Origin of the sequence: Pseudomonas thivervalensis (assembly GCF_001269655.1) — a bacterium.
Classification (GTDB): domain Bacteria; phylum Pseudomonadota; class Gammaproteobacteria; order Pseudomonadales; family Pseudomonadaceae; genus Aquipseudomonas; species Aquipseudomonas thivervalensis.
In genome coordinates this window covers 286,755-307,325 of record NZ_LHVE01000012.1, presented here as the reverse complement: position 1 = coordinate 307,325, position 20,571 = coordinate 286,755, and the positions used below count along the sequence as shown (strand labels likewise).

Annotated in this window: 2 protein-coding genes (1 of these 2 cut by a window edge); both read left to right on the top strand. The window is 65.0% G+C overall.

Going from position 1 to position 20,571, the window contains the following annotated elements; genetic code table 11:
• Positions 1-8,062, top strand: the 3' portion of a protein-coding gene (locus AD659_RS17680; protein WP_053123574.1) for a non-ribosomal peptide synthase/polyketide synthase. The gene continues 3,026 nt to the left of window position 1, outside the view; 8,062 of the gene's 11,088 nt are visible here — the last part of the coding sequence; the start codon falls outside the window, past its left edge; it ends in the stop codon at positions 8,060-8,062.
• Positions 8,062-20,571, top strand: a complete 12,510-nt coding sequence (locus AD659_RS17675) for a non-ribosomal peptide synthase/polyketide synthase (protein ID WP_053123572.1) — start codon at positions 8,062-8,064, stop codon at positions 20,569-20,571. Before AD659_RS17680 ends, AD659_RS17675 begins: the two co-directional genes overlap by 1 nt.

Here is a 20,571-nt window from a genome sequence, read left to right as displayed (position 1 = left end):
CGCCAGCCAGGTCCAGCAGGACTACGTGGCGCCACAAAGCGAGTTGGAACAACAGATCGCGGCGATCTGGCAAGACGTGCTCAAAGTCGAGCGGGTTGGCTTGAGCGATAACTTCTTCGAACTGGGCGGCCATTCGCTGCTGGCGACGCAGATGGTGTCGCGCATTCGCCAGGCCCTCGGCCTGAATCTGCAACTGCGCCAGCTGTTCGAAGACGCCAGCCTTGAAGCCTGTGTGGCGGCGCTGGTGGACGGCGAAGTGGCTCGGCCGGCGAGCATCCCGCGGCTTTCCCGGGACCAGGCGCCGCTGCCGCTGTCCTACGCCCAGCAACGCCAGTGGTTCCTCTGGCAGATGGAGCCCGACAGCGCGGCTTACCACATTCCAGCAGCGCTGCGGATTCAGGGCGACCTGGACCTGCAAGCCTTGCAACAAAGTTTCGCCGCCCTGGTGCAGCGCCACGAGAGCCTGCGCACCTCCTTCGTCCAGGTCGATGAGCAAGCGTTCCAGGTCATTCACCCGCAGATGAATCCGGTCGTAATCCCGCAGATGCTCGACGGCGGTAACGAACAGATCCAAGCCTTCGTCCGCCAGCAGATCGCCCAGCCCTTCGACCTGCAAAACGGCCCGCTGCTGCGGGTCGGACTGCTGCGGGTGGCGGCCGACGAGCATGTGCTGGTGCTGACCCAGCACCACATCGTCTCCGATGGCTGGTCGATGCAATTGCTGGTGCAGGAACTGATGCAAGGTTATGCCGCGTGCCGCCAGGGTGGGCCCTTGGCATTGGCCGAGCTGCCGATCCAGTACGCCGATTACGCAGTATGGCAACGTCAATGGATGGATGCCGGCGAGCGGGAACGGCAACTGGCCTACTGGACCGATGTGCTGGGGGGCGAGCAACCGTTGCTGGCGCTGCCGACCGACCGGCCGCGCCCGACCCGGCAGAGCTTTGCCGGGGCACGCCTGGCCATCGACTTGCCGCCGGTTTTGGGCCAACAACTGCGACAACTGGCCCAGCGCGAAGGCAGCACGTTGTTCATGGTCTTGCTGGCGTCGTTCCAGGCCTTGTTGCACCGTTACAGCGGCCAGTCGGACATCCGTGTCGGCGTGCCCATCGCCAACCGCAACCGGGTGGAAACCGAAGGCTTGATCGGCTTCTTCGTCAACACCCAGGTGCTCAAGGCCGAGGTCGATCCGCAGCGGCGTTTCAGTGAATTGCTGGCGCAGGTCAAACAGGCGGCCATCGGCGCCGAGGCCCATCAGGACCTGCCGTTCGAACAACTGGTCGAAGCACTTCGGCCTGAACGCAACCTGAGCCACAGCCCGTTGTTCCAGGTGTTGTACAACCACCAGAGCGTGGCTCGCCAGGCACTGCCGGCGCTGCCCGGGCTGGTGATCAAGGCCCAGGAATGGGAAAGCCAGACCGCCCAGTTCGACCTGACCCTCGACACCCTGGAAGCCGAGGGCGAATTGGGTGCGGCGTTGACCTATGCCACTGACCTGTTCGACGCCAGCACGGTGCAACGCCTGGCCGAGCACTGGCTGAATCTGCTGCGCGGCATCGTCGCCGATCCCCATCAACGTGTGGGTGAACTGCCGTTGCTGAGCGCCACCGAGCAACAGCAGCACATCGGCCAATGGAACCCGGCCCCGCGCAGCTTCCCGGGCGAGATGTGCCTGCATCAGCGCATCGCGGAGCAGGCACGCTTGCGTCCCGACGCCATCGCTCTGCGTTTCAACGCGCAAACCCTGACCTACGGCGAACTCGATGCCCAGGCCAACCGCCGCGCCCATCAGTTGATCGCCCACGGTGTCGGCCCGGATGTGCTGGTTGGGCTGGCGGCCGAGCGGGGTTTCGACATGCTGGTCGGCCTGCTGGCAATCCTCAAGGCCGGTGGCGCCTACGTGCCGCTGGACCCGACGTATCCCCAGGAGCGTCTGGCCTACATGATGCAGGACAGCGGCATTCGCTTGCTGCTGACCCAAGCGGCCCTGGTCGATCAATTGCCAGTGCCGGCCGACGTGCAAACGCTGCTGCTGGACGCCGATGTCAGTGCGTTCGCCGACAATGATCCGCACGTAGCAACGGACGCAGCGAACCTCGCCTACGTGATCTACACCTCCGGTTCTACCGGCAACCCGAAAGGCACCTTGCTGCCGCACCACAACGTGCTGCGCCTGTTCGAGGCCACCGAAGCCTGGTTCAACTTCGGCGCGGAGGATGTCTGGAGCCTGTTCCACTCCTACGCGTTCGACTTCTCGGTCTGGGAGATCTTTGGCGCACTGCTCCACGGTGGTGAGCTGTTGATCGTGCCGTACGACGTCAGCCGTTCGCCGCAGCAGTTCCACGAATTGCTTTGCGACGCCGGGGTGACGGTGCTCAACCAGACGCCGTCGGCGTTCAAGCAATTGATGCACGAAGCCTGCGCCGATGACCGGGCCAACGCCTTGCGCTACGTGGTGTTCGGCGGCGAGGCGCTGGACGTCAAATCCCTGCGCCCGTGGTTCGAGCGCTTCGGCGATGCCGCGCCGCAACTGATCAACATGTACGGCATCACCGAAACCACCGTGCACGTGACCTACCGTCCGCTATCGATAGCCGACCTGGAGCAGGACGCCAGCAGCCCGATTGGCGAGCCGATTGCCGACCTGTCGTGGTACTTGCTGGACGGTGATTTGAACCCCGTGCCGAAAGGCTGCATCGGTGAACTGTACGTCGGTCGCGCCGGCCTGGCCCGGGGCTACCTGAACCGTGGCGACCTCACCGCATTGCGTTTCATCCCCGACCCGTTCGGCGAAAGCGGCGCACGGCTGTACCGCACCGGCGACCTGGCGCAGTACCGCAGTGATGGCGTGATCGAGTACATCGGCCGCATCGACCATCAAGTGAAAATTCGTGGTTTCCGCATCGAACTGGGCGAGATCGAAGCGCGCCTGAGCGCCCTGGCAGCGGTGCGCGAAGCGCTGGTGCTGGCCCAGGAAGGGCCGAGCGGCCAGCAACTGGTGGGCTACGTGATCCCGACGTACATCGGCGAGGATCCCGCCGGCCTGCGCGATCAAATCAAGACTCAGCTCAAGGCCGATCTGCCGGACTACATGGTGCCGACGCACCTGTTGTTCCTCGACCAATGGCCGTTGACCGCCAACGGCAAGCTCGACCGCAAGGCCTTGCCCACCGCCGACGCCAGCCAGGTCCAGCAGGACTACGTGGCGCCACAAAGCGAGCTGGAACAACAGATCGCGGCGATCTGGCAAGACGTGCTCAAGGTCGAGCAAGTTGGCTTGAGCGATAACTTCTTCGAGCTGGGCGGCGACTCGATTGTCTCCATCCAGGTGGTCAGTCGCGCCCGTCAGGCGGGCATCCGCTTTACCCCCAAGGACTTGTTCCAGCACCAGACCGTGCAGGCACTGGCAAGCATCGCCCAGACCGGTGGGGAAGAACCGGCAATCGATCAGGCGCCGACCGAAGGGGCGACGCCGTTGTTGCCGATCCAGCAGGCGTTTTTCGCCGAGGCGATTCCCGAGCGTCACCACTACAACCAGTCGGTGCTGCTGAAACCGGCCAGTGCGTTGCAAGCGTCGGTGGTGGAGCAGGCCTTGCAGGCGTTGGTGCTGCACCACGACGCCTTGCGTTTGTCCTTCATTGAAGCCGCCGAAGGTTGGCGCGCCGAGCACCGTGAAGTGGCGGCGCAACAGCAAGCTTGGGCGAACAACGGTTTGCTGTGGCAGCGTGACGTGGCCGATGCCAGCGCGTTGGAAACCCTCGCCAATCAGGCTCAGCGCAGCCTCGACCTGCACGCCGGGCCATTGATGCGCGGTGTCCTGGCGACCTTGGCCGATGGCAGCCAGCGCCTGTTGCTGGTGGTTCATCACCTGGCGGTGGACGGTGTGTCGTGGCGGATTCTGTTCGACGACCTGCAAACCGCTTACCAGCAATTGCTCGCCGGACAGCCGTTGCGACTGCCGGCCAAGACCAGCTCGGTCAAGGCGTTTGCCGAGCAATTGCAGGCCCACGCTCGCAGTGCGCAACTGCAACAGCAATTGGCCTATTGGCAAGCGCAACTGCACGACGCACCGACCGACCTGCCGTGCCTCGACGCCAAGGCGACCGCGCAAAACCGCGAGGCCGTCACCGTTCACACACGACTGGATGCGCACTTGACCCGGCAGTTGCTGCAAGAGGCGCCCGCGGCCTATCGCACCCAGGTCAACGATCTGTTGCTCACGGCCCTGGCCCGGGTGATCTGCCGCTGGACCGGTCACGACAGCCTGTTGCTCCAGCTCGAAGGCCATGGCCGCGAAGAGCTGTTCGCCAACGTCGACCTGACCCGCACGGTGGGATGGTTCACCAGCCTGTTCCCGGTGCGGTTGTCGCCGGCCATGGAACTGGCGGACTCGATCAAGTCGATCAAGCAAGGGCTGCGGACGATTCCCGACAAAGGCGTGGGCTTCGGTGCGCTGCGTTTCCTGGGCGACGACGCCAGCCGGGCAGCCTTGGAGGCGTTGCCGGTGCCGCGCATCACGTTCAACTACCTCGGCCAGTTCGACGGCAGTTTCGATCAGGACCAAGGCGCGCTCTTCAGCCCGGCCAGCGAAAGCGCCGGTGACGAGCAAAGCCCGCTGACCACCCTGGGCAACTGGCTGACGCTCAACGGCCAGGTGTTCGATGGCGCGCTGCGGTTGGGCTGGACGTTCAGTGCGCAACAGTTCGAGCCGGCGACCATCCAGCGGTTGGCCGATGACTACGCCCATGAGCTGGCGCTGTTGATCGCTCATTGCTGCGACCCGACGAGCGAGGGCATGACGCCGGCGGATTTCCCCCTGGCCGGCCTGACCCAGGCGCAACTCGATGGCCTGGCGCTGTCGGCGCGCGGGGTGGAAGACCTTTACCCGCTGGCGCCGATGCAGCAGGGCATGTTGTTCCACAGCCTCTACGAGGCGGGCGGCGGCCAGTACATCAACCAGATGCGCCTGGACATCGAAGGCCTCGATCCGCGGTGGTTCGAGGCGGCCTGGCAAGCGGCGGTCGATGCCCATGACATTCTGCGCAGCAGTTTTATCTGGCAGGGCAGCGAGCGTCCGGTGCAAGTGGTGCACAAACAGGTGCGCGTGCCATTCACCTCCCTGGACTGGAGCGCCCGTGCCGATGTCAGCCAGGCCCTGGACGAGTTGGCGGGCACCGAGCGCGAGCAGGGCTTCGACCTGGCCTGCGCGCCGTTGCTGCGCCTGGTGCTGGTGCGCACGGGTGAGCAGCGTTATCACCTGGTCTACACCCATCACCACATCCTGATGGACGGCTGGAGCAACTCGCAGTTGCTCGGCGAAGTGCTGCAACGCTATGACGGCCAGGCCCTGCCACGCCCGGCCGGGCGTTATCGGGACTACATCGCCTGGCTGCAAGGCCGCGACGCCCAGGCCAGCGAAACCTTCTGGCTGGCGCAACTGCAAAACCTGGAGGCGCCGACCCGTCTGGCCGAGACCCGTTTCGCGCCGCTGCAAGCGGCGCTGGAAAGCAGCCACGCCAGCTACTATCACGACCTGACGCCCGAGCAGACCCAACGCCTGAGCGAGTTCGCCCGCCAGCAGAAAGTCACCCTCAACACCGTCGTCCAGGCGACCTGGCTGTTGCTGCTGCAGCACTACACCGGGCACGCCACCGTGGCCTTCGGTGCCACTGTGTCGGGGCGTCCGAGCGAGCTCAAAGGGGTCGAGCAGCAGATCGGCCTGTTCATCAACACCTTGCCGGTCATCGCCAGCCCGCGCCCGGAGCAAGCGCTGAGCGAATTGCTGCAACAGGTCCAGGGCCAGAACGTGGCCTTGCGCGAGCACGAGCACACGCCGCTGTTCGAGATCCAGCGCTGGGCCGGGCAGGGCGGCGACGGTTTGTTCGACACCTTGCTGGTGTTCGAAAACTACCCCGTGTCCCAGGCCCTGCAAGAGCAGGCGCCCTCGGGCTTGAGCTTCGGCAGCGTGGCCAGCCAGGAACAGACTAATTTCCCGTTGACCCTGGCCGTCAATCTAACTGACATCCTGAGCCTGCACTTCACCTATGCCCATGCTGCTTTCCCTACACACACCGTCGAGCGCCTGGCTGAGCAGGTGGCACACGTGCTCGCGCAGATGGTGAGCTTGCCGGCTGGCCGTTGCGTGGGCGATATCCAACTGCTGGATACGGTGACCCGCGACAGGCTGCTGGGCGACTGGAACGCCACTTCGGTGGTGGAGCCGCCTCGGCGCCCGGTTCATCAATGGATCGAAGCCCAGGCCCAAGGCAGCCCCAACGCAGTCGCCCTGGTCAGCGAGCAGGAAACGCTTACTTACGCCGAGCTCAATGCCCGGGCCAATCGCCTGGCCCATGGCTTGATCGAACGCGGCATCGGCCCCGATGTCTTGGTGGGCCTGGCGTTGTCGCGCAGCGTGCAGATGGTGGTCGGCTTGCTGGCGGTGCTCAAGGCCGGTGGCGCCTACGTGCCGCTGGACCCGGCCTATCCCCGGGACCGCCTGGCGTACATGGTCGAGGACAGCGGCATCGCCTTGTTGCTCACTGAAACCGATGTGCTGCCGCTGTTCGGCGACGCTGCCGTGGCCGCGCTGCTGTTGGATCAACCCGGGCAATGGCTGGCCGACTACAGCGAGCGCGACCCTGGCGTGGTCATCGACGGCGAAAACCTCGCCTACGTGATCTACACCTCCGGCTCCACCGGCAAGCCCAAGGGCGTGACCCTGCGCCATGCTGCCCTGAGCAACCACATGGCGTGGATGCAAGATTGTTTGAAACTGACGACCGCCGACCGCGTCCTGCAAAAAACCGCGATCAGTTTCGATGCCTCGGTCTGGGAGTTCTGGCTGCCGTTGATGAGCGGCGCGCAACTGGTGCTCGCCAGCCCGCACCTGAACCTTGACCTGACCACCCTCTGGGCCGACGTGGCGCGGTGGCGCATCAGCGTGCTGCAAATGGCGCCCTCGCTGTTGCAGGCCTTGCTGCCACTGGCGACCCGCGAACAACTGGCCTCCCTGCGGCTGCTGCTGTGCGGCGGCGAAGCCCTCAGCGCGCACCTGTCGCGCCAGGTCATGGCGCTGTTCGATGGCGAACTGCGCAACCTGTATGGCCCGACCGAAGCGACCATCGACACCAGCAGCCATGCCGTGGTGCGCGACAGCGAAGACGACGCCGAGCGAATCATCGCCATTGGCCGTCCCATCGATAACGTGCGCACCTACGTCCTGGATGCGGCGTTGCAGCCTTGCGCCGTGGGCGCCATCGGCGAGTTGCACATCGCCGGTGAGTCCCTGGCCCGTGGTTACCACCAACGACCGGCACTGTCTGCCGAGCGCTTCATTCCCGATCCGTTCGCTCCCGTTGCGGGCGGTCGCCTGTACCGCACCGGTGACCTGGCGCGTTATGGCGCGGACGGGGTGATCGAATACGTCGGCCGGATCGATCACCAAGTGAAGATCCGTGGCTTACGCATCGAGCTGGGGGAAATCGAAGCGCGCCTGCAGGCCGATGCCGATGTGCGCGATGCGGTCGTGCTGGCGCGGGACGACGTGAGCGGGCCGAACCTGGTGGCCTATCTGGTCGGCCAAGACAGCATGATCGACACGGCCAGCCTGGGCGAACAGCTCAAGGCGCGACTGGCGGTCCAGGTGCCGGACTTCATGGTGCCGACCCATTGGGTCTTCCTCGACCGCTTGCCGCTGACCCCCAACGGAAAACTCGATCGCAAGGCCTTGCCGGCGCCGGACACCCGTGCCCTGCAATCGGCCTACCTGGCGCCGCAGAGCGATCTGGAATGCCGGGTCGCGGCGATCTGGCAAGACGTGCTCAAGGTCGAGCAGGTCGGGCTGGGCGACGACTTCTTCGAACTGGGCGGGCATTCGCTGCTGGTGGTGAGCGTGGTTTCGCGCCTGCAACTGGAGCTGGGCCTGACCTTGACCCCGCAACTGATTTTCCAATTCCCGGTACTCGGCGCGTTCGTGGCGCAACTCGAGCCTGCCGGCGAACCCATGAGTACGTCGAAATTGAGCAAGCTTGAAGCGCTGCTCGATGAATTTGAGGAGGTTTGATGGACACCGCTGTCGCACAACGTATTGCCAGGCGCTTCATAACGCTGCCGCTGGAAAAACGTCGCTTGTACTTGCAGAAAATGCTCGAAGAGAACGTTTCCCCGGCGAACCTGCCCATTGCGCCCGTCAGTGCCGAGTTCGACACGTTGTCGCTGTCGTTTGCCCAGGAACGCCAATGGTTCCTGTGGCAGTTGGACCCCGAGAGCGCGGCTTATCACATGCCCACGGCCCTGCGCTTGCGCGGGCCGCTGGACATCGCTGCGCTGGAGCGGAGTTTCACGGCGTTGGTGGCGCGTCACGAGAGCTTGCGCACCACTTTCCAGACCCATGGCGAGCAGGTCGTGCAGCAGGTGCACGCGGCGGCGCCGGTGCGTTTGCAGGCAGACACCCTGGAGCAATTGCCGGACGAGACGCAACTGCGCCAGTTGATCGAAGCAGAAACCCGCCAGCTCTTCGACCTGCAACAGGGGCCATTGCTGCGCACGCGCCTGCTGCGGTTGGCGGCGGATGATCATGTGCTGATCGTGACCTTGCACCACATCGTTGCCGATGGCTGGTCGATGCAGGTGATGGTCGAGGAATTGGTCAACGGTTACGCCGCCTTCAGCGAGGGCCACGCGCCGGAACTGCCAGCGCTGCCGATCCAGTACGCCGACTACGCCATCTGGCAGCGGCACTGGATGGAAGCGGGCGAGCGCGAGCGCCAGTTGGAATACTGGACCGCACGTCTGGGTGGCCAGCAACCGGTGCTGGAATTGCCGACCGATTTTCCGCGTCCGGCGGTGATGAGCTATCGCGGCGCGCGGCTGGAGCTGGCCATCGACGGGGTACTGGCCGGTGACCTCAAGCAGATGGCCCAGCGTGAGGGCGTCAGCCTGTTCATGATTTTGCTGGCCTCGTTCCAGGCGCTGCTGCATCGCTACAGCGGCCAGAACGATATTCGTGTCGGCGTGCCAACGGCCAACCGCAACCGGGTCGAGACCGAGCGCCTGATCGGCTTTTTCGTCAATACCCAGGTGCTCGACAGCGATGTGCAGAGCGAGGATTCGTTTGGTGCCCTGCTGCAACAAGTGAAACACACAGCCCTGGGTGCCCAGGCTCACCAGGAGCTGCCGTTCGAACAACTGGTCGAGGCGTTGCAGCCGGAACGCAACCTGAGCCACAGCCCGCTGTTCCAAGTGATGTTCAACCACCGGACCCAAGGCCCGGCGGGCGAGGGGCCGGTCGGTGCCTTGAAAGTCGAGGGGCTGAGCTGGGATTCTCACACGGCACAATTCGACCTCACCCTCGAAACCGTCGAGCATGGCGAAGGCCTTTCGGCTGCACTTATCTATGCCACCGACCTGTTTGGCGCCGAAACAATTGCGCGCATGGCCGGGCATTGGCAGAACCTGTTGCGGGCGGTCGTGGCCGACCCGGCGCAGCGCATCGGTGAATTGCCGCTGCTCGACGCAGCCGAGCGCCAGGCGCTGCTCGACGATGGCCAGCGCACCGCGGCGCCAGCGCCCGAGGCGGGTTTTGTCCATCAACTGTTCGAAAGACAAGCAGCGCGCACGCCGGACGCTCCGGCGCTGGTGATTGATGGCGAGCGCTGGAGCTATGGCCAACTCAATGCCCGGGCCAACCAGTTGGCGGGGAAACTGCAGAGCCTCGGCGTAACCTCCGACGTGCTGGTGGGCATTGCCGTGGAGCGCAGCGCGCACATGCTGGTGGGCCTGCTGGCGATCCTCAAGGCCGGCGGCGCCTACCTGCCGCTGGACCCGGCGTTCCCCCAGGACCGCCTGGCGTACATGATCGAAGACAGCGGCATCGAGCTGCTGCTGACCCAACGTTCGCTTCTCAACCAATTCTCACCACCCTGTGGGAGCGAGCCTGCTCGCGAAGGCGGTGGTTCAGTCGATGGCGATGGTGGGTGTGCCGACGCTATCGCGAGCAGGCTCGCTCCCACAGGGGCGGGGGTTGGCGTTAAGACATTGGTGTTGGATCAGGCGGGTGATTGGCTCGACGGCTATAGCTGCGAGGCACCCGTGACGCGCCTGGATGCGGAGCACCTGGCCTACGCAATTTACACCTCCGGTTCCACCGGCAAGCCCAAGGGCGTGATGGTGCGCCACGGCGCGCTGACCAACTTCGTCGCGAGCATGGCCAAGGCACCGGGCATGACGGCCGGGGACCGGGCGCTGTCGCTGACCACGTTCTCGTTCGATATTTTCGGCCTGGAAATCTACGTGCCGCTGATGGTCGGCGCGTGCATCGTGCTGACCGGCCAGCACGTCGCCCAGGACCCGTATGCGGTGTTGGCGCTGATCGCGGCTGAGCAGGTCAATGTGGTGCAAGCCACGCCGTCCACATGGCGCATGTTGCTGGACAATGAAAACGCCCAGGGTCTGCGCGGCTGCAAATGCCTGTGCGGGGGCGAGGCGCTGCCCCAGGAACTGGCCGTGCGCATGCTCGCCCTCGGCGGTGAAGTGTGGAACCTCTACGGCCCGACGGAAACCACCATCTGGTCGGCCTTGCACCCGTTGCAGACCCAGGCCCCACAACCGTGGCTCGGCGGACCCATCGACAACACCGCGCTGTACATTGTCGGTGCCGACCTGATGCCGGTGCCCTATGGCGTGGCCGGCGAATTGCTGATCGGCGGCCAGGGCCTGGCCCGTGGTTATTTCCAACGTCCGGCACTGACCGCCGAACGTTTTGTGCCTCATCCGTTTGTCGCCGGCGAGCGCCTGTACCGTACCGGTGACCTGGCGCGCCAGCGTGCCGACGGCATCCTCGAGTACCTCGGGCGCATCGACCATCAGGTGAAGATCCGCGGCTTCCGCATCGAACTGGGGGAGATCGAAGCGCGCCTGCTGGAACAGGACAGCGTGCGTGAAGCGGCGGTGCTGGCCCAGGAGGCGCCGGGCGGCCAGGCGTTGGTGGCGTACATCGTGCCGAGCGCGGAACTGAGCGACCTGGACGCCACCGCCCAGAGCGGCCTGCGCGACAGCCTCAGCGCACGGCTCAAGGTCAACCTGCCCGACTACATGGTGCCGGCGCACATGGTGCTGTTGCCGCGCTTCCCACTGACGCCCAACGGCAAGCTGGATCGCAAGCAGTTGCCCAAGCCCGATGCCAACCAGTGGCAGAAAACCTATGTCGCGCCGCAGACGCCCGCGCAACAGGCGGTGGCGACGATCTGGGCCGATATTCTCAAGGTCCAGCGGGTCGGTCTGGAGGACAATTTCTTCGAACTGGGTGGCCACTCCCTGCTGGCGACCCAGGTGGTGTCGCGGATCCGCCAGCAACTGAACGTCCAGTTGCCGTTGCGCCTGTTGTTCGCCCATAACAGCCTGCGGGCATTTGTCGAGGCTATGGGCACGGCATCGGCGCAGGATGAAGCGAGCATCCCGCGCATTGCTCGCGACCAGCCGCTGGCGCTCTCGTTCGCCCAGCAACGGCAGTGGTTCCTCTGGCAACTGGAACCCACCAGCAGCGCCTACCACATTCCCGCAGCGCTGCGTTTGCGCGGTGCCCTCGACCGTGCCGCGTTGCAACGGAGTTTCGATGCGCTGGTGGCGCGTCACGAGAGCCTGCGGACCCGCTTCGTGCTCGATAACGAACACCCCCTGCAAGTGATCGACGAACCGGCGCCGCTGGCCCTGGCGATCGAGTCGATCGACGCCACTGTCGATGACCAAGTCTTGCGCGGCCTGATCGAAGCCGAAACCCGGCAACTGTTCGATTTGCAGCGCGGCCCGTTGTTGCGGGTCAAGTGGCTGCAACTGGGCGCTGATGATCATGTGCTGATCCTGACCCAGCACCACATCGTGTCCGATGCCTGGTCGATGCAGATCATGGTCGACGACCTGCTGCAGTTGTACACAGGTTTCAGCCAGGACCAGGCGGTAGAACTGGCGCCGCTGCCGATCCAGTACGCCGACTACGGCCACTGGCAGCGGCAATGGCTGGCGGCGGGGGAGCAGCAGCGTCAACTCGACTACTGGATCGAACAGTTGGGCGGCGAGCAACCGATTCTCGAACTGCCGACCGACCATCCGCGCCCGGCCCAGCAAAGCTATCGCGGCGCACGGCTGCCCATCGTCATCGAACCGGCCCTGGCCGAAGGCCTCAAGCGCCTGGCCCAGCAGCACAACAGCACGCTGTTCATGCTCTTGCTCGCCGGCTTCCAGACTTTGCTGCACCGCTACAGCGGCCAGGACGACATCCGCGTCGGCGTGCCGATCGCCAACCGCAACCGGGTGGAAACCGAGCGCTTGCTGGGCTTCTTCGTCAATACCCAGGTGCTCAAGGCCGACATCGACGGCAACCTGCGGTTCGACCAGTTGCTCGATCAAGTCAAGCAACGCGCATTGGGTGCCCAGGCCCACCAGGACCTGCCGTTCGAACAACTGGTGGAACTGCTGGCCCCGGCGCGCAACCTGCGCCACACGCCGCTGTTCCAGGTGATGTTCAACCATGCCAGCGATGCCCGCCGGGACCTGTCGGCGTTACCGGGCCTGAGCCTGGAGCAACTGACCTGGGATTCAGGCACCGCCCAGTTCGACCTGACCCTGGACACCTTCGAGTATGCCGGAGGCCTCAGTGCCGCGTTGACCTATGCCAGCGACCTGTTCGAGCCGAGCACCATCGCCCGCCTCGGCGAGCACTGGCTGAACCTGTTGCGCGCCATCGTCGCCAACCCGACCCAGCGCATCGCCGAACTGCCGATGCTGGACGGGGCACAGCGACGCTTGATCGTCGAGGACTGGAACCGCACCTACGCCGCTTACCCGAACCATGTCCCGGTCCATCATCTGATCGAAGCCCAGGTCGAGCGTGATCCCCATGCCGAGGCGCTGGTGTTCGAAGGACAATCGCTGAGCTATGCCCAGCTCAACACCCGCGCCAACCAGTTGGCCCACGCCTTGATCGCCCGTGGCGTCGGCCCGGATGTGCTGGTGGGCATCTCGGTGCAGCGCAGCGTGGAAATGGTCGTCGGCCTGCTGGCGATCCTCAAGGCCGGCGGCGCCTACGTGCCGCTGGACCCGGATTACCCGCCGGAACGCCTGGCCTACATGATCGAGGACAGCGGCATTCAATGGCTGCTGACCCAGGAATCGCTGCTCAGCCAGTTCTGTGGGAGCGAGCCTGCTCGCGATGGCGGCCTGACAGTCGATATTGATGTTGAATGTGATGGCCTCATCGCGAGCAGGCTCGCTCCCACAGAGGGTGGTGTCACCACGCTGGTGCTGGATGGGGATGACGACTGGCTGCGGGACAACGCCACCGACAATCCGCCATCCCGGGTCAGCGCCCAGAACCTCGCCTATGTGATCTACACCTCCGGCTCCACCGGCAAGCCCAAGGGCGCCGGCAACAGCCATGGCGCGCTGACCAACCGCTTGTGCTGGATGCAACAGGCCTATGGCCTGGGCGCAGGCGACAGTGTCCTGCAAAAGACGCCGTTCAGCTTCGACGTGTCGGTCTGGGAATTCTTCTGGCCATTGATGACCGGCGTGCGCCTGGTCGTCGCGGCACCGGGCGATCATCGCGACCCGCAAAAACTGGTCAGCCTGATCGAACGGGAAACCATCACCACCCTGCATTTCGTGCCGTCGATGCTGCAAGCGTTCGTGCTCGACGCCAATGTCAGCCGTTGCACCCGCCTGACCCGCATCGTTTGCAGCGGCGAAGCCCTGCCGGTGGACGCCCAGCAACGGGTGTTCGCCAAGTTGCCCAATGCGCGGCTGTATAACCTCTACGGTCCGACCGAAGCGGCCATCGACGTGACCCATTGGACCTGCCGCGACGAAGGGCGCGATGCGGTGCCGATTGGCGAGCCGATTGCCAACCTGCTGACCTACATCCTCGACGATGAGCTGAACCCGGTGCCGAACGGCGTCAACGGCGAGCTGTACCTCAGCGGCCAGGGCTTGGCCCGCGGTTATCACCGTCGTCCCGAACTGACCGCCGAGCGTTTCGTCGCCAGTCCGTTCGTGGCCGGCGAGCGGCTATACCGCACTGGCGACCTGGCGCGCTATCGCCCGGACGGGGTGATCGACTACATCGGCCGGATCGACCATCAGGTGAAGGTCCGCGGGTTCCGTATCGAATTGGGCGAGATTGAAGCGCGCCTGCTTGAACATGAGACGGTGCGCGAAGCGGTGGTGGTGGCCCAGGACAGCCGCAGCGGCAAGGTGCTGAGCGGCTACGTGGTCGCCCAGGCCGCTGCAACCGGCGACTGGACGCTGCTGCGCGAGACGCTCCTGGCCCATTTGCGCCTGAACCTGCCGGAGCACATGGTGCCGACGCACCTGACCCGCCTGGAACACATGCCGCTGAGCCCGAACGGCAAACTCGACCGCAAGGCGTTGCCGGCGCCGGACCTGGCCGAACGTCAAGAAGCATTCACGGCACCGGTCAACGCCATCGAGCGGGCGCTGGTGGAGATCTGGCAAGGGGTGCTCGGCGTCGAGCGGGTGGGCACAGCCGACAACTTCTTCGCCCTGGGCGGCGACTCGATCAACTCGATCCAGGTGGTCAGCCGGGCGCGTGCCCAAGGCATCGGCCTGGCTCCCAAGGACCTGTTCCTGCACCAGACCATCCAGGCCCTGGCGCGGGTCGCCACGGTGGCCGATGAGGCGGTGATCGACCAGGGACCGGTCACCGGCGACAGCTTGCTGGTGCCGATGCAGCACTGGTTTTTCGCCAGCGATATCCCGCACCGCGATCACTGGAACCAATCGGTCCTGCTGACCCCGCGCGAACCCTTGGAGATCGCCCCTCTGCAACAGGCCCTCCAGCAGGTGGTGGCCCATCATGATGCCCTGCGCCTGCGGTTCGCCCAGGCCGACGATGGCCGCTGGCACGCCAGCCATCAGGCCGTGGATGAGCAACCGCTGGAGATCTGGCAGCGCACCGCCCAGGACGCCGCCGAGATCGTCGCCATCGCCGACCAGGCGCAACGCAGCCTCGACCTGCAACACGGCCCATTGCTGCGCTGCAGCCTGATCGCGGTGCAGGACGGCAGTTCGCGCCTGCACCTGGCGATTCATCACCTGGTCATGGACGGCGTGTCGTGGCGGGTGCTGCTGGAAGACCTGCAGAACGTCTATCGCCAACTGCGGGCGAACCAGACGCCGGCCTTGCCGGACAAGTCCACGGCGTTCAAGGCCTGGGCCGCTCAGTTGCAGGATTACGCCCACAGCGAAACCCTGAACAAGGAATTGGATTATTGGGTCGGGCAATTGGATCAGCCTCTGCCACCGTTGCCACGGGCCCGGCCCGAAGGCAGCCAGGCCGCGGCCCATGGCCGTTCGGTGAGCACACGCCTGGACGCCACCCAGACCCAGCGTTTGCTCAAGCAAGCGCCGACGGCCTATCGCACCCAGGTCAACGATTTGCTGCTCAGCGCCCTGGCGCAAGTGGTCTGCCAATGGACCGGGCAACCGGCCTGCCTGGTGCAGCTCGAAGGCCATGGCCGCGAAGAGCTGTTCGATGGCATCGACCTGAGTCGCACCGTTGGTTGGTTCACCAGCCTGTTCCCGGTGTTGCTGACACCGGCCAGCGACCCCGCCGAGTCGATCAAGCGGATCAAGGAACAGCTGCGCGCGGTGCCGAACAAGGGCCTGGGCTACGGCGTCCTGCGCTACCTCGGCGCCGAAGCGGTCCAACAGCGGCTGGCAAAACTGCCGCCAGCGCGCATCACCTTCAACTACCTGGGGCAGTTCGACCAGAGCTTCGATGAACAGGCGCTGTTCGTGCCGAGTGAGGAGGGCAGTGGCGCAGGGCACGGCGATGACGTGGCGCTGGGCAACTGGCTGACCATTGACGGGCGGATCTTCAACGGCCAGTTGTCCCTCGATTGGACCTTCAGTGGCGATGTCTTCGACGAGGCTACGCTCCAGCAGGTGGCCGATGCCTACGCCGTGGCGTTGCAGCGCCTGATCGACCATTGCTGCACCGACGGGCACTTGGGCCTGACCCCTTCGGACTTCCCGCTGGCGCGCCTGAGCCAGGCGCAACTCAACGGCTTGCCGGTGCCGGTGGCGCAGGTGGAAGACATCTATCCGCTGTCGCCGATGCAGGACGGCATGCTGTTCCATACCCTGGCCGACGACAGCTCCGGCTTGTACATCAACCAGATCAGCCTGCCGGTGCATGGCCTGGACACCGAGCGTTTCGCCCGGGCCTGGACCTCGGTGATCGAACGCGAGGACATCCTGCGCACCAGTTTCCATTGGCAGGATGGCTTGAGCGCGCCGGTGCAAATCGTCCATCGTCGCGTTGAGCTGCCGTTGCAGATCGAAGACTGGCGTGGACAGGACATCAGCGAGCAGGCGATCGGCGCCCGGGCGACCGCCGATTACCTGGCCGGTTTCGACTTGAGCCGTGCGCCCCTGCAACGGGTGCTGTTGCTGCGCCTGGGAGACGATCGCTACCAGATGATCTGGACCTGTCATCACATCCTCATGGACGGCTGGAGCAGTTCACGGTTGTTTGGCGAGGTGATGCAGTTCTACGCCCACGGGCAGGTGCCCAGCCGCAATGGTCGCTACCGCGAGTTCATCGAATGGCTGCAACGCCAGGACCAGGGCGCACTGGAACGTTTCTGGCGCAGCCGACTCGATTCGTTGGAACAGGCGACCTCCCTCAACCAGGCGATGTTCCCGCGGCACGTCGAGGCATTGCCGGGGCACGAGGCGTTGTATTCGCGCTGGGACGTGACGCAGACCGCTCGCCTGCAACAGGCCTGCCGCGCCTTGCAGATCACCCCCAATACGTTGATTCAAGGGGCGTGGCTGCTGTTGTTGCAACGCTTCACCGGGCAGAACACCGTGGTCTTCGGTGCCACCGTCGCCGGGCGTCCGGCGGGGCTGGTCAACGCCGACAACATTCTCGGCCTGTTCATCAACACCTTGCCGGTGATCCAGACCCTGGATCCCGAGCAGCCACTGGATCAATGGCTGCAACAGTTGCAGGCCTACAACACGGATATCCGTGAGCATTCCCATGCACCGCTGGCGGACATCCAACGCTGGTCGGGCCTGGGCGGGCAGGGCTTGTTCGACAGCATCATCGTGTTCGAAAACTACCCCATCGACGAACGCCTGGGCGACCAGCAGGACACCGGCCTGAGCTTCGGCGAGTCGCGCAATCATGACGTGACCAACTTCCCGATGGACCTGGCGGTCAACCTGGGCGAAACGCTGTCCATCGAGTACCTGTTCCTGCGCAACGCCTTCAGCGTCGAAGCGGTGGAGCGCATCCGCCGGACCATGGAAGACACCCTCGAAGCGATGATCCATGCGCCCCACGCGTGCCTGGGCAACCTGCAGCGCTTGTCGGTGGAACAGTGGCAGGCCTTCGAACAATGGAGCGCGACGCCGAACGGCTGCTATCAGTCGCAGCTGTTGCCGGAACTGATTGGCCGGCATGCCCAGGCGCGTCCGCAGGCCACGGCGCTGGTGTGTGGCGACGACGCGCTGGACTATGGCGAACTGGAGCGGCGGGCCAACCGCCTGGCCCACCGCTTGATCGAACTCGGCGCCGGCCCGGAAGTGGTGGTCGGCGTGGCCCTTGAGCGTTCTGTGGACATGGTCGTGGCGCTGCTGGCGGTGATGAAAAGCGGCTCGGCGTATGTGCCGCTCGACATTGATTATCCGCCCGAGCGCCTGGCGTTCATGATCGAAGATTCGGCCATGGCGCTGTTGCTGACCCACAGCCGGGTGCAGGGGCGCCTGCCTGACGTCGACGGTTTGCCGCGCCTGGCCATCGACGGTTTCGACAGCCGTGGCTACAGCGACCTGCCGCCGCGCAGCGGTTTGCTCGGCGGCAACCTGGCCTACCTGATCTACACCTCGGGCTCCACCGGTCGACCCAAAGGCGTCGCCGTGGCACACGGGCCGATGAGCATGCATTGCCAGGCCATCGCCGGGCTGTATGACATGGACGAACACACCCGAGAGCTGCACTTCATGTCATTCGCCTTCGACGGCGCCCATGAACGCTGGTTGAGTACGTTGTTCAGCGGCGGCACCCTGGTGATCCGCGACGGTGCGCTGTGGACGCCGGAGCAAACCTTCGATGCCTTGCACCGTCACGGCATCACCATCGCCTGCTTCCCGCCGGCTTACCTCAAGCAACTGGCCGAATACGCCGCCAACAGCCAACTGGCGCCACCGTCGGTGCGGGTGTACTGCTTCGGCGGCGATGCGGTGCCGGACCAGACCTTCGAGCAGGTGAAGGCAGCGCTGCGTCCGCAATTCTTCACCAACGGCTACGGCCCGACGGAAACCGTGGTCACCCCCATGCTGTGGAAGGTGCCGGCCAGCGAACGTTGCGAGGCCGCCTACGCGCCGATCGGGCGTGCGGTGGGCGAGCGCGCCTTGTATGTGCTCGACGATAACCTCAACCCGTTGCCGCCGGGCATCGCCGGCGAGTTGTACATCGGTGGCGCGGGCATCGCCCGTGGTTATCACCGTCGCCCGGACCTGAGTGCCGAGCGCTTCGTGCCGGATCCGTTCGGCCAGCCGGGCGACCGCCTGTACCGCAGCGGCGACCTGGTGCGCCAGCGCGTCGACGGCGTGCTCGATTACGTCGGGCGTATCGACCACCAGATCAAGGTGCGCGGCTTCCGCATCGAACTGGGGGAAGTCGAGGCCAGCCTGCGGCAACTGGACGACGTCAGCGATGCGTTGGTGATCGCCCGCGACAGTGCCTCGGGCAAGCAACTGATCGGCTACGTGGTCACCCCCGACGGTGTGGCCATCGGCGACCGGCTCAAGGCTGAACTGCGGGCGCAATTGCCGGACTACATGGTGCCGGCCCAGGTCATCTGTCTGGAGGCATTGCCGGTCACGCCGAACGGCAAGCTCGATCGCCAGGCCCTGCCGGAGCCGGAATTCAAGGGCGCCGAGTATGTGCCGGGACGCAACCGCGACGAGCAACTGCTGGCCGAGGTCTGGGCCGAGGTGTTGCAAGTCGAGCGGGTGGGCATCACCGACAATTTCTTCGAATTGGGCGGTGACTCGATCCTCAGCCTGCAAGTGGTCTCGCGGGTGCGCAACCATGGCGAGCTGAAGATGGAGCTCAAGCTGCGGGACCTGATGCGCGGCCAGACCATCGAGGCGATTTTCGACCAGCGTTCGAACGCGGTCGCCGTGACGGCCGAGGACGTGACCCAGGTGGCGGCCGAAGGGCAGTTCAACCTGATTCCGATCCAGCAGTGGTGGTTCGACCAGCGCATGAGCGAACCCCATCATTACAACCAGGCATTGATGCTGCGGGCCCGTCAGGGGTTGAACCTGACCGCGCTGGAATTGGCGTTGCGCGGCATGATGCAACAGCACGATGCCTTGCGCCTGCGCTTCAGCGAAGTCGGCGGGCGTCATCTGCAGCATTACCAGGCGTTGGAAGACATGCAGGCGCAGTGGGCCAGCGAACCCTTGTTGTGGCAGCACAGCGTGGCCGATGAAGCCGAGCTGGAGTTGTACGCCGAACAGGTGCAACGCAGCCTCGATCTGCACAACGGCCCGGTGTGGCGCACGGCGCACGTGACCTTGGGCAACGGTGAAATCCGCGTGCTGATGGTCATTCATCACCTGGTCATCGACACGGTGTCGTGGCGTTTGCTGCTGCAGGATCTGCAGACCGCTTATACGGCCTACAGTGAAGGCCAGGCGCCGAACCTGCCGATTCGCACCAGCAGCTACCGGGCCTGGGCCGAGGGCCTGCAAGCCTATGCGCTGGATTATCCGGCGCAAGAGAAAGCCTGGTGGCTGGAGCAGATCGACCAGCCGGGCAGCGAGTTGCCGTGTGACAACCTGCGCGGCAAGAACCAGGTGCAGTACCAGTCGGTGGCGCATCTGAGCCTGTCGGAGCAGCACACCCAGCAATTGCTCAAGCAAGTGCCGGCGGTCTACCAGACGCAGATCAACGACGTGTTGCTGGCGGCGCTGAGTCGGGTGTTGTGCCGTTGGAGCCAGCAGCCTTCGGTGCTGATCCAGTTGGAAGGACATGGTCGCGAGGACTTGGTCAAGGACATCGACCTGAGCCGCAGCCTGGGCTGGTTCACCAGCATGTTCCCGGTGCGCCTGACCCCGAGCCCCGAAGCCGATATCGGCACGTCGGTGCGGGCGGTGCAACGGCAGTTGGCCGCGGTGCCGAACAAGGGCTTGGGCTACGGCGTGTTGCGCTACATGAGCGGCGAGCCGATGGCCGCTACCTTGGGGCGTGCCCCTCAGGCACGGGTGACGTTCAACTACCTGGGGCAGTTCGACCAGAGCTTCGACGACAAGGCGTTGCTGGTGCCGGCGGCGGAAAGCTACGGCAGTTGCTACAGCCCGCACGCCGCGCTGGGCAACTGGCTGGAAGTGGTGGGGCAGGTGTACGACGGGCGCCTGGCGCTGCGTTGCATCTTCAGCACCCGCCGCTACCGTGCCGAGACTGTCGAGGGTTTGATGCGTGCGTACCAGGAAGAGCTCGAAGCGTTGATCGAGCACTGCGTGGCGCAGGCGGCTTAA

Coding starts and splice junctions, on each gene's coding strand:
- AD659_RS17675 (WP_053123572.1), top strand. CDS start 8,062: ATGGACACCGCTGTCGCACAACGTATTGCCAGGCGCTTCATAACGCTG.